The sequence below is a fragment of the Streptomyces sp. NPDC002958 genome (assembly GCF_055563255.1).
Window position 1 is genome coordinate 124,888 of sequence record NZ_JBVHDS010000015.1, and the last position, 11,166, is coordinate 136,053.

Below are 11,166 nucleotides of genomic sequence, written 5' to 3' on the forward strand. Positions count from 1 at the left end.
GATCCAGCGCTGACAAATCGGCCACGGCGACAAATCGGCCATGGCTGAGAAGCACTGGTAAATCGATGCACTGATGCTAGGAAGCTCCTGAGAGGGACGTCAACAGTTGATGCGCATGAATTTTCAGGGGTGTTGACGGGTGTGCGGGTGAACAAAGTTCAGTAAATCGATACACTGATAGGGTCAGACGCGTTCCGAACCGGAGGTGGCATGGGCGGGGTAACGATCCATCAGGTCGCGGAGGCTGCGGGGGTCTCCGCGAGCACGGTCTCCAACGTCCTCAACGGGCGTACGGACCGTATGCAGGCGGCCACGCTGGCCCGCGTGGAGCAGGCGATCGAGCAGCTCAGCTACCGGCCCAACCGTGCCGCCCGGATGCTGCGCACCGGTCGCATCAAGGTCATCGGTCTCATCGTGCCGTCCGTCGCCAACCCGTTCTGGGGGGCGCTCGCCCGTGAGTTGGAGGCCATCGCGCTGGCCGAGGGCTATCACGTACTGCTCTGCAACAGTGAGCGTGATCCGGCCCGCGAGCTCAAGTACGGCGAAGAGCTGCTCGCCGACGGGGTGAGCGGAGTGGTGCTTTGCTCCTCGCTTCCCTCGCTCGAACATATGACACCGCTGCTCAGCCGCGGACTGAAGATGGTCGCCTTCGACCGCACGGCGCAGGCGGGCGATCCGCCGTCGCTGGCCTCCATCAGCGTCGACAACGCGATGGGCGCCGAGCTCGCCACCCGGCATCTGACCGAACTCGGCCACCGTCGGCTGGCGTTCGTCTCCGGCTCGGTCAACAGCGTCAACCGCCGCGAGCGACTGCGAGGCTTCCGGGCCGCCCTGGAGTCGGCCGGTCTCGACCCGGCCGAGGCGATCGTCTGGCCCGGCGCCGACACCGCCGAGTTCGGTGACAAGGATGCCGCGGAACTGGGGCGGAACGCCGCCAGGGAACTCCTCGGCGGACCGCGCCCGCCCACCGCGTTCGTCGCCATCAACGACATGTGCGCGATCGGGATCTGCCGGGGCGCCAAGGACGCCGGGCGCAGCGCGGGACAGGACGTCTCCGTGGTCGGCTTCGACGACATCCTCCTCGCCGACCTCTTCGAACCGCCACTCACGACGGTGCGCCAGCCACTGCGGGAGATGGCCGCGGAGACGTTCCAGCAGCTGCGGGCGCGGATCGACTCGGCGCCCGCGGCGGGACGGTCGCTGCTCATCCGGCCGAGGCTGGTGGTACGGGAGTCGACGGCCACGGCCCCGGCCGACGGGTCGAGCGTGGTCGGGCAGCGGTTGGCGGGCCGGTCCGCATAGTGGTGTTGACCGGACCACGGGGCAACGCGCCGACGAGGACTGCGTGACCCGCTTGGTCCGGCCGGTACGCATTGCGCATCCGGACGACGGAGGAGCGCAACGAAACTCGGACGCGACACCTTGTGGCGGCGTCGCGGCCACCGGCGTCGTGCGGGTGCCGCGCTCGGCCCAGCAGCCGGTCGGAACGACAGCACTTGGGCCTGCCACCATGCCGATGGACGGGGCGAGCCAACGGCGCCTACGGTGCCCGTCATGACCGAGATTGTTTCCCGCTGGCGGGAGTTCGAGAAGATGCTTGCGGCCGAGGGATTCGGCTGGGCACTGGCGTACGCTCCCGCCGACCTGCGCCAGGCCCGTTCGGCCGACCATCCCCACGGGGCCCGAGTGGACCATCTGCTGCCCGCCGACTACCGAGCCTTCGTCGCGGAAATCGGCTACCCGGTGTTCGGCTTCAGCTGCTACGACCGGGAGGGCATATCGTTTCTGCCGCCCGAGCCGATGGCTGTGCTCTCGACCATGGCCGTCGACCCCGACGGCCGCTTTCCCGAGGCAGTCGAGGGCGAGCCCACCACTTGCCCTCACGCGTTCTTCGCAGGCACCGACCTGTCCGATATTTGCGGCTACGCACTGGCCGAAAACGGGGTGTGGTTGGTCGAGGACTCCCTCGCCGTCACGCATCTGGGCAGCTTCACGAAGTGGCTGCTGGGCTTCCTGGCCGATCAGGAAGAGCGTGTCGCAGGCCTCGGCGCCGAGGAGTTCACCGAGCCCGACCAGGCAGCCGACCCGCACCGGCTGTTCGACTACTCCCTCAGCGGCTTCGCCGCGGGGGAGCAGTCACCGTACAGCGCAGCGGATCTGGAGCTGAGCTGGGTCGAGCAGCAGGCCGACGATCCGTACTCCTACGGGCTGATCGACGCGGAGGGGAGATGGCGCATCCCGATGGGCAAGCAGTACGTCAGCGTGCGGCCGTTCCGCGACGAAACCGCCGAGGTGATCCTCAATGTCCCAGGCAGCACCTACGCCGGCCCCTGGACCCGGATCGACCCCGACGGCCGGATCATCGGCATCTGATCGGCCGGTGCCCGTCCGACCCGATGGGGCCGGGACGGGCACGCCACGACCAGCTGTTGGGCCTGGCCCCGACCCCGGTGGTCGCCCTCCGGCGCGGTCGGAGGACGGCACCCGCGCCCGCCGCTCCGCAGCGCCGGTGCGGCTTGTCGGGGCCGGATCGTGGGCGGGAGCTGCCACGTGGTGGCGGTGGTGCCATACCGGTGGGGCGGTCGGGACCTACTTGGTGGGGCTTTGACCGTGCCGGGGAAGGGGGACGGCCCCCCGGCACGGCCGGCAGTGGCTCGACAGCCCGTCTCAGTCAGCTGAAGCCATCCATCCCAGCGCCTCGATGCCCGCGGCATCGCCGGACCGGCTCTCGTCGAAGACCGTCCGGTTGTCGTCCTCGACCCGGACGCCACCCACGTACACCCCGCGCCCGACGTACCGCTGGTCCGTGGCGTACCGCCACCGCAGCCGCACCTCCTTGCCGCGCCATGCGGTGAGGTCCGCGTCGAGGCGGTGCCAGACGCGGCCGGACCAGCCGGAGACCGAGCCCGTAGGATGCGGTTCGGGCTCCGGGTGGTGTTGACCGGTCATCGGTACGGTGGTGAACGGCACCGCCTGCCAGGTCACCCCCGCGTCCGCCGACGCCTCCAGGAAGAGGAAGTCGGACCCTGGCTCGGTGTCCCACCAGAGGGCCGAGCTCAGCCGGGCCCGCGATGACGCGAGACGCAGCGCGGGCAGCGTGAGCGTCGCGCTGGTGGCGCTCGCCAGCCCCGAGAACCACGCCGTACGTCCCCGGATGGGACGGACCGCGACGGCGCGCGCCATCTGGTTGGCAGTGGCGACGCGCGGCGCGCTGCCGGAACGCCAACTGCGCACCGGGTGCACCGAGTTGCCGAGGACGATCAGGAACGAGTCGGTCGTGGGGTCCAGGACCAGACTGGTGCCGGTGAAACCGGTGTGGCCTGCGGTCCGAGGGGTTGCCATAGCCCCCATGTACCAGTGCTGGTAGAGCTCGAAGCCGAGTCCGTGCGCATCGCCGGGGAACGCGGTGTTGAAGTCCGTGAACAGCAGGTCCACCGATTCCGCGGAGAGAATCCTCGCGCGGCCGTAGATCCCGCCGTTGAGCAGCGTACGGGCAAGGATCGCGAGGTCCCAGGCGCAGGAGAAGACTCCGGCGTGGCCCGCCACGCCGTCCAGGCTGTACGCGTTCTCATCGTGCACCTCGCCCCAGACCAGTCCGCGGTCGAGGCCGGACCAGGGGAGCCGGGCGTCCTCGGTCGCGGCGATCTTCGGCTTCCAGGAGGCCGGCGGGTTGTACCGGGTGCGGTGCATACCGAGCGGAGCAGTGATCTGCTCACGGAGCAGGACATCCTGCGTGCGGCCGGTGATCTTCTCCAGGACCAGTTGCAGCGAGATCAGATTGAGGTCGGAGTAGAGGTAGACCGCGCCGGGCGGGTTGGCGGGCACCTCGTTCCAGAGCAGCTCCAGCTTTCCCTCCCGCGTCGGTGCCGTGTACAGCGGAATCCAGGCACGGAAGCCCGACGTATGCGTGAGCAGCTGACGGATCGTGATGTCCTGCTTGCCGCCACCGGCGAAATCGGGCAGATACGAGGCAACCTTCGCCTCCAGCTCCAGGGTCCCGCGCTCGATCTGCTGCACAGCCAGGATCGAGGTGAACAGCTTGGACACCGACGCCAGGTCTAAGACCGTGTCCTCGGCCATGGCGATCTGCTGGTGGGGCGGGAACTCGACCCCGGTGTCGGTCTTCTCGTCGTACGCCGCGTAGCGCACGGCCTTGCCGATCGGGTGGTGCAGCGCCACTGTGCCGCCGCGCCCGGCGAGCAGCACCGCACCGGCGTACCAAGGGTGCTTGGGGGAGTCGGAGAGGAACTTCTCCGCATCTAAGACCAATTGGTCCAAAGGTTCCTGCAGCAACCCTGCGCGGGCGGCGGATCCGCGCCGCAGAGTCGGGCGTGCCTGCCCGGATGCCGCGCTCGTTCCGATTCCTTCGTGCATACCCGACAACCCCGCCCCCGACTCCATGGCCGACGCCTGCTCCGCGAACGGAATGGGCGCCAGGGCGAGTGCCCCGCCCAGGGCCAGCATCCCGCCGCCCAGCCTCCGCCGGCTGATCCCTCTGCCCGCCGCGTCCTCGGTCATCCGGAACCCCTTCCCGCTGCACGAAAGTAACTTTAGAAATTTCGTCCCGCAATGAAACTTCCTACCGCACGCGACATGGTTGTCGCCATCGACCGGGACGCGGCAGCGCGGGCCACGAAGAAGTGCCAGGCCCTCGCCAAGGCCAAAGAAGCTGTTGTCCAACCCCCGCTGGGCTCGGAACGCTGCCTGGTACGGCCGCTCGCTGCGTTGCCGAAATGCCCTAAAAGCTCCTTCCCGAAGCTCTCAAGGAGCAGGCACCAGACGCCCCGAACTGATCCAGCGGGAGTTGGACAACAGCTTCAAAGGTCAAACCCTGACGCCGGTCAGCCTGGCATGGGACGCCGACGCAGTTCTCACCGCGGCCCCGCTGCTTGCCGATCCTGACGATCAGGCGCGCACCAAGGGCATGACCATCCAGTCCACTATCGAGCACGACATCGACACCCTCCGAGGCAACACCCTCCGAGGCAACACCCTCCGTCTCAACCCCGCCTTCCTGCTGGACGCGCTCGGCAGGAAGAGGCACGTTCTCTGGCACGGCCAGCCCGGGCCGGGTGGGCAAGCCCGCGCGGCTGGCCCGGGTCGGTGCACCACCTCTCGCGAGAGCGCCCGGAGCGTGGGCTTTCCCCCACGAACTCCGCGATCTGCAGGTCCGTGTCCGTAGCGAGCAGCAGACACCCGAGTGGAAGGCCCGTTACGCGGTCCGCTCCGGGGGCGAGGGCGCCATCAACGAGTTCGCCCACGGACACGGCATGCGCCGCTGCCGCTACCGAGAAAGGCCGAAAGCCCACCTGTAACACGTACTCACGGCCATTGCCGTGAACATCGAACGCCTCAGCGGCCGGTCAGTGACCGAGGAAGCTTCTTCATCGAGACCGCCGACCGTCTTCCAGACCTCCCTGGACCAGAACGACATCCCCCGGCCGAAGTCCTGGCGGACTCTCGGTACCTGAGTCCGACCATCCAAGATCCCCGGCAGAGTCAAGGTGAGGCGACAGCACGCTCGTCGGCGCTCCGACTTGATCTGCCGACTTGTTCGTAAGATCAAGTCGATATAATCCGCGTATGGCTCATGTTTCCGCGGCCGAGCGCCGACCCCAGCTCATCAAGGCAGCCATCGACCTCATGGCGAGGAAGGGCGCGGCCGCCGGAAGCACGCGTGCTATCGCTGCCGAGCTCGGCGTCGCGCAGGCCACGGTCCACTACATCTTCGGCACGAAGGAGGACCTGTACCGCGCGGTCATGGACCAGCTGACCGAGGACCTGATCGCGCAGGTCGAGCAGGCGGCTCCCGAGGACGCCGGTTTCGAGGAGACTATCGCTGCACTGGCCGGCGCCCTGTGGCGCATGGTGAGCGAGGAGTCGACCAGCTACCACCTGCTGACGGAGCTGTCGTTGCTGGCGCTGAGTACCCCCAAGCTGAGTGAGGCCGGCCAGGCCCACTACCGCGGAGTCATCGAGGTGACGGCGCGGCTGATGGGCGAGGCGGCGACGCGCGCCGGACACGAGCTGTCCCAGCCCGCGGAGACGGTCGCTCGTTTCTTCCTCGCCAGCTTCGACGGGCTGACAGTACAGCACCTCTACGCACCGGACGCGGCCGCCGAAACCCTGGGTCTGAGGAGCCTGGTTTCCGCGACCACGGCTCTGGCCACGGGGCAGTTGGGCCTCGCGGAAGTACCGACGGACTGAATCGCCACAAACGGCCACGGCCACGGGCGCGCTATGCGTCCGTGTCCGTGGCCGTTTGGTTGAGCGGGGTGGGGCGGCTGTGGTCAGCCGGCCCAGACGTCCTCGACGTAGTGACCGGCCTCGGTGAGGGAGGTCAGCCAGGCGGCAGCCTCCTTGTCGGATGTGCCTGTGTTCTCGCGGTAGATTGCCATGAACGCCTCTCGCACTGCGGGGGCCATGCGGCGGCCGTCGCCGCAGATGTAGACCCGGCCGCCGGCTTCCAGCGCGGCCCAGACCTCTTCGCTCTCGCGCGCGATGCGGTCCTGGACGAAGCGGGCGCCGCCCTCGGGCGCGCGCGAGAAGGTGGGGCGCATGCTGACGGTTCCAGCCGCCTCAGCGGCTTCGAACTCCTCTCGGTGGAGGTAGTCGACGTCGGGGTGGTCGCAGCCGAAGTAACACAGCAGCATTCCGGTCGACCGGGTGTGCAGCCGGTCGAGGACCGCACCGCGGAAGGGCGCCAGCCCGGTGCCTGCGCTGACCAGGATGACCGGCGTGGACGGGTCCTTGGGAAGCTGGAAGGCCTCGCTGCACGGCAGCACCCGGGCCTGGAGGGTGTCACCGGCGGTCACGGTCTGGACGTGGTGCGATGCGATGCCGTGGAAAGTGCCCTCGCCGCTTCGGTGGGGTGCGGTGAGCAACGACACCATCAGGTCCACCTCGCTGGGAGAGGCCTCGGCGGACGAGGAGATCGAGTAGTGGCGCGAGCGCATGACCGGCAGCAGCTCCAGGAAGCGTTCGAAGGGCAGCTCGCAGGCGTGGTACTGCTCCAGCAGGTCCAGGACGCTGCGTCCGGCGGCCGTCACCTGCTCGCGGAAGGTCTCGGGGTGCGCCGCAGCGAGTTGGGCCAGGGGGCGCTTCTCGGGCGGGCAGGCGGTGTGCTCGGCGAGCACGGCGACCTGCTCCTGGGTGGCGGCGTCCTGCAACTCCACGAAGTCGGTCAGCAGTCGGCGCAGCGTCAGCGGGCGGTCGACGGGCAGGGTGTTGCGGCTGCGGCGGCGTGCCTGCAGTCGGACGGTACGGTCCAGGCCTAGGCCGAACCGGTCGGCGACCCGCTGCACGAGGGCGTCCGGGTTGCTCGGGAGCACGGCCAGGTGGTCGCCGGTGCGGTAGGCGACGCCCTCAGGCAGCCGCAGCCTCAGGAAACGCTTGGAGCGGCCGAGCTCATGGTCCATGTCGACGAGCTCGTACGCGTCGAGCACCTCCATCGGCTGTACGCCGTGCCGTGCCGCAAGTCCGTCGATGACCGACTCGGTGGTGTCCTGGATTTCGTAAAGGCCCTGGTCCTCCTCCGGCTCGGCGGCCGCTGCGGCCTGGGCCGCCGGGTCGCCGTACCGCCCCAGCAAGGCGGTCCACAGATCGTCCGTCCACCGGTCCACCGCGCCCGCGAAATCACCGGAGGCATCGGCGACGCCGCGCTCCAGCAGTGACGTGGCGCCGGCCGCCGCCAGGCGCTCGTCGATGAGGGTGGGGATCCGCTGATAGGTGGCCGCCCAGTTGCGGTCGCCGGCACCGAGCACGGCGTACTGGACACCGTCGAGCGAGCCGGTCTCAAGTCCCTCCAGCGACGCGACGAACTCAGCGGCGTCGTCGGTGGGCTTGCCGTTGTAGGAGGCGGCGACGATCACCACCGGGCCCTGCGTGGCGTTCAGCTTGCCGACGTGGCCGTTGAGGGGTGCCACGGACGGGGCGAACCCGTGCTCGGCGCCGGCCGCCGCCAGATCGCGGGCGATGCCCGCACAGGTGCCCAGGTTGGAGCCGTGCAGAACGGTGAGCGCGGTGCCCGCGGCCCTTCGGGCCGCAGGCCCGTCCTGGCCGGCGGGGGCGCTGCTCGTGGCGGCTGCAGGCAGACGGCGCTCGCCGCTGGTGCGCCGGGCCAGCTTGAGGACGAACTCCCCGGGCTTGATGGTGAGGGTCTGCTTGATCTTCAGCTGGTAGTCGGCGTGGTCGATCAGCCGGTAGCGGTGCACCAGCAGACCGAGCAGCATGGTGGCCTCGTGCAGGGCGAACTGGCGGCCGATACAGGCGCGTTCACCGTTGCCGAACGGCTTGTACAGGTGGACCGAGCGCTTCGCCTCCTGCTCGAGTGAGAAGCGCTCGGGGTCGAACAGTTCGACGTTCTCACCCCAGGCGGGGTCGCGGTGCAGGGCCGGGGCGTAGATCGTCAGCGCCTCGCCCTTGCGCACGGCGTACTTGCCGCCGATGACGGTGTCCTCAAGGGGCTCCACGCCGAAGCCTAGCGCGGTCGGCCACAGCCTCAGGCTCTCGTTGAGCACCTGGCGGATGTAGGTGAGCTTGCCGATGTCGCCGTAGTCGGGTTCCGGGGTGTCCGTGTCCCCCCACAGGGCGTCCACCTCGGCCTGGGCCCGCGCGAGCACCTCTGGGTGCTTGGTCAGGTAGTACAGGGCGAAGGACAGGGCGCCGCTGGTGGTCTCGTGCCCGGCGATGAGGAAGGTGATCACCTGGTTGCGGATGTTCGCGTCGTCCAGGAGCTCGCCGGTCACCGCGTCCCGGGTGTGCAGCATCCGACCCAGCAGATCGTCCGCGCTCGTGTCGCTGGACGCCCTGCGCTGCCGGATGACCTCGTCGACGAGGTCCGTCATCAGCCTGGTGTCCCGGCGGAACTGCTCGGCCTGCTTCCTCCGCAACACTTCCGTGCCCGGGAGGGACTGCAGCTTCTCCTGGGTGAAGACCAGCGCCCGTGACATCGCTTCGACGAAGGGGTGCAGCTTGTCACTGCGGAACGACTGGAAGTCGTAGTCGAAGCCGCACAGCCCGATGGTGTCGAACGTCAGCCGGGTCATGTCCTCGGCGACGTCCACTGCCTGCGCCCCGACGGCCCGGTCCCACTTCGCGACAAGGGATCGCGCGACCCGGAGCATGGTGCCGTGGTAACTGCGCATCGCGCCGAGTGAGAACGCCGGCATGAGGATGTCGTGGGCCTTGCGCCAGTTCGGCTCGTCGTTGAAGGCGGTGAACAGGCCGTCCCCGGCGAACTTGCGGATCTCGACCAGGTCCGGAAGCACGTTCTTGCGGAACCGGGACTCGTCCGACAGCTCTGTCACCAGATCCAGGCCGCCGACCATCACGGTCTCGGTCCCGAAGGCGCGGACCCGGAAAACCGGCCCCAACTCCTTGATCTCTTTCATCACCTGGGCGTGGAATTCGGCAGCGCTCTTGGGCCAGTTGAGCGCGTGGCCGATCAGGGGCAGCGCCTTGCGCTCGGGTATCACCTGGGCCATGCCCACGGACGCGTGAGTCATCAGCGTGCCTTTCGTTGCGCATCATCAATCGCTTCCCGACCAACATACAGACGATTTTGTCACTCGACCAAGTCCATCGATTGTGTCGAGCGACATGACCACGCGATGGAACTGCGGGCGGGCGGAAAACGTTGGTCGCCGTCGGCTGACATTCAACTTGGTCGATCGACCTGGTCGCTCGACCAAGTCGCATGCGCGCCACTCCATCCGCGCATTTCCCATTCAAAAGAACCCCGAGGTTCACGCCGTGATCACCATGCTTGCCGGACGGCTTCACCTGAACACGCTCGCGTTCGCCGTCGAGGAGGTGCCCATACCCGTTCCGGCTCCGGGAGAGGTGCTGATCCAGGTACGGGCCGCCGGGGGTGTGCCTCTCGGACGTCCACCTGATCGACGGCAGCATCAGCCCCTTCTTCCCTGTCGACGCGGTCACGCGCAGCCGGGCGATCACCCCGGCCACGAGGTCGCCGGCGTCGTACCGTCGCTGTCGATCCTTGCTGCGGAGCGGCAGGTCACGGGTGCGGGCCGGCACACGGCGTCCCTGCGGTTCGCGGAAAGCGTTCCGTTCACCGCGGCCCACGCGGTGGATGCGATGGACTGGAGAGCCGTCGACTGGCCGGTGGCTCACGCGGCTGCGATCGCCTGGCGCGCGGTGAAGGCGGGTGAGCCGCTCACGGTCCTGTCGCTGGAACCCGAGCTGTACGCGGGTACCGGCATCACTCCGCTGAACCCCATCTGACCCCGTACCCGGGGGCGAGTCGCCGCGGCGTATACCGGTTCAGTCCAGCCGCTGTCTCAGTGCGTTCCGGCGCTGTGGAGGTGGCCGCCACCAGTTCTCCAACTGATGTGCGTCCACGTGACGAAGTCCCGGCATTCATCGAAGTCGCCGGGTTCGCCTGCCACGCCGATATGGATAGGCGCATCATCGGGCAAGTCCTTGAGCGCGTCGCGAAGCTGCGCGGCGTTCCAGACCTGCGGGGTGTGCTCGAAGACGTCGGTCATGGGCACAGAGTGCCGAACGGACCGTGCTGTCAGCGAAGACACGGCTGTGCCCCGGGCCAGAGCACTGATCCGGGGCACAGGGGGTTGGGTAAAATGCTGATCACCGGTAGTGACACAGGCCCAGCCGGTGGACACCGTACCGGGGCGCGGCTGCGCGGTTAGCGCGGCCTCGTTCGGTAAGGAGCGGCGGGCGGCCGCGAGGTTGAGGGCCCACATCGTCGGCGGCGACATCGGATTCGGGGAACGCCCGGTGGGACGGCTCGCGCATCACCCGGTTCTGCCGCTCCACCGCTTCCGCGATGCCCGGGTCCACCCGGGACGGCGGCGCGGCCTGGCGGTCGTGTCGGCGGCGAACGTGGTGCCGTCCCTGGAAGTGATGTTTGTCCTGTCGGTCTTCGGAGCGTGCGGGGTGGGAGACCGCGGCCGATGACCGCCTGTGCGGGTGGTCGCTACGGCCGGGTGAAGGTCATGTGCGTGACGCCGCTGGGGGTTGTCACGGACTCGGCCTGGAAGCGCTTCTCGAGACTTTCGAGTCCGTCCCACAGGCGTTCGCCACGGCCCAGAACGATCGGGACGATGGCGATGTGCAGATGATCGATGAGGTCTTCGACGAGGAACTCGCGGATCGTGGTCGGCCCGCCACCGATCCTCACGTCCA

10 protein-coding genes are annotated in these 11,166 nt (G+C 68.6%); 6 read left to right on the forward strand and 4 right to left on the reverse strand.

Annotated features, from left to right (window positions below; all coding sequences use genetic code 11):
- The first annotated feature begins 210 nt into the window (after positions 1-210).
- On the forward strand, positions 211-1,302 hold the full coding sequence (locus ACZ3IC_RS23985; protein WP_467419000.1) for a LacI family DNA-binding transcriptional regulator: 1,092 nt from the start codon (positions 211-213) through the stop codon (positions 1,300-1,302).
- 252 nt (positions 1,303-1,554) lie between these two features.
- On the forward strand, positions 1,555-2,373 hold the full coding sequence (locus ACZ3IC_RS23990; RefSeq protein ID WP_467419002.1) for a hypothetical protein: 819 nt from the start codon (positions 1,555-1,557) through the stop codon (positions 2,371-2,373).
- 294 nt (positions 2,374-2,667) lie between these two features.
- Here ACZ3IC_RS23990 and ACZ3IC_RS23995 read toward each other — a convergent pair whose 3' ends face one another.
- Positions 2,668-4,518 carry a serine hydrolase domain-containing protein gene (locus ACZ3IC_RS23995; protein WP_467419004.1) on the reverse strand — a complete coding sequence of 617 codons (1,851 nt, stop codon included), beginning with the start codon at positions 4,516-4,518 and terminating at the stop codon, positions 2,668-2,670.
- Between the two features lie 554 nt (positions 4,519-5,072).
- Between ACZ3IC_RS23995 and ACZ3IC_RS24000 the strand changes: the two genes are divergently transcribed.
- Positions 5,073-5,315 (forward strand): transposase, encoded by a 243-nt coding sequence (locus tag ACZ3IC_RS24000; protein ID WP_467419006.1) that lies wholly within the window; start codon positions 5,073-5,075, stop codon positions 5,313-5,315.
- A gap of 268 nt (positions 5,316-5,583) precedes the next feature.
- A complete protein-coding gene (locus ACZ3IC_RS24005) occupies positions 5,584-6,207 on the forward strand; it encodes a TetR/AcrR family transcriptional regulator (protein WP_467419009.1) in 624 nt (207 codons plus the stop codon).
- Between the two features lie 83 nt (positions 6,208-6,290).
- On the opposite strand, the gene ACZ3IC_RS24010 is transcribed toward ACZ3IC_RS24005, so the two are convergent.
- Complete coding sequence (locus ACZ3IC_RS24010; protein WP_467419011.1) at positions 6,291-9,506, reverse strand: cytochrome P450; 3,216 nt, start codon at positions 9,504-9,506, stop codon at positions 6,291-6,293.
- A gap of 247 nt (positions 9,507-9,753) precedes the next feature.
- Here ACZ3IC_RS24010 and ACZ3IC_RS24015 point away from each other — a divergent pair, with 247 nt between their 5' ends.
- A complete protein-coding gene (locus ACZ3IC_RS24015) occupies positions 9,754-10,245 on the forward strand; it encodes a PIN domain-containing protein (RefSeq protein ID WP_467419014.1) in 492 nt (163 codons plus the stop codon).
- 56 nt (positions 10,246-10,301) lie between these two features.
- Here the strand turns inward: ACZ3IC_RS24015 and ACZ3IC_RS24020 are convergent, their stop codons facing one another.
- Entirely contained in the window at positions 10,302-10,508 is a 207-nt protein-coding gene (locus ACZ3IC_RS24020) for a DUF6225 family protein (protein WP_467419016.1), read from the reverse strand.
- 109 nt (positions 10,509-10,617) lie between these two features.
- Between ACZ3IC_RS24020 and ACZ3IC_RS24025 the strand changes: the two genes are divergently transcribed.
- A complete protein-coding gene (locus ACZ3IC_RS24025) occupies positions 10,618-10,938 on the forward strand; it encodes a hypothetical protein (RefSeq protein WP_467419018.1) in 321 nt (106 codons plus the stop codon).
- Between the two features lie 19 nt (positions 10,939-10,957).
- Here ACZ3IC_RS24025 and ACZ3IC_RS24030 read toward each other — a convergent pair.
- On the reverse strand, positions 10,958-11,166 hold a 209-nt coding region (locus ACZ3IC_RS24030; RefSeq protein WP_467417566.1), incomplete at its 5' end, for a dihydrofolate reductase family protein.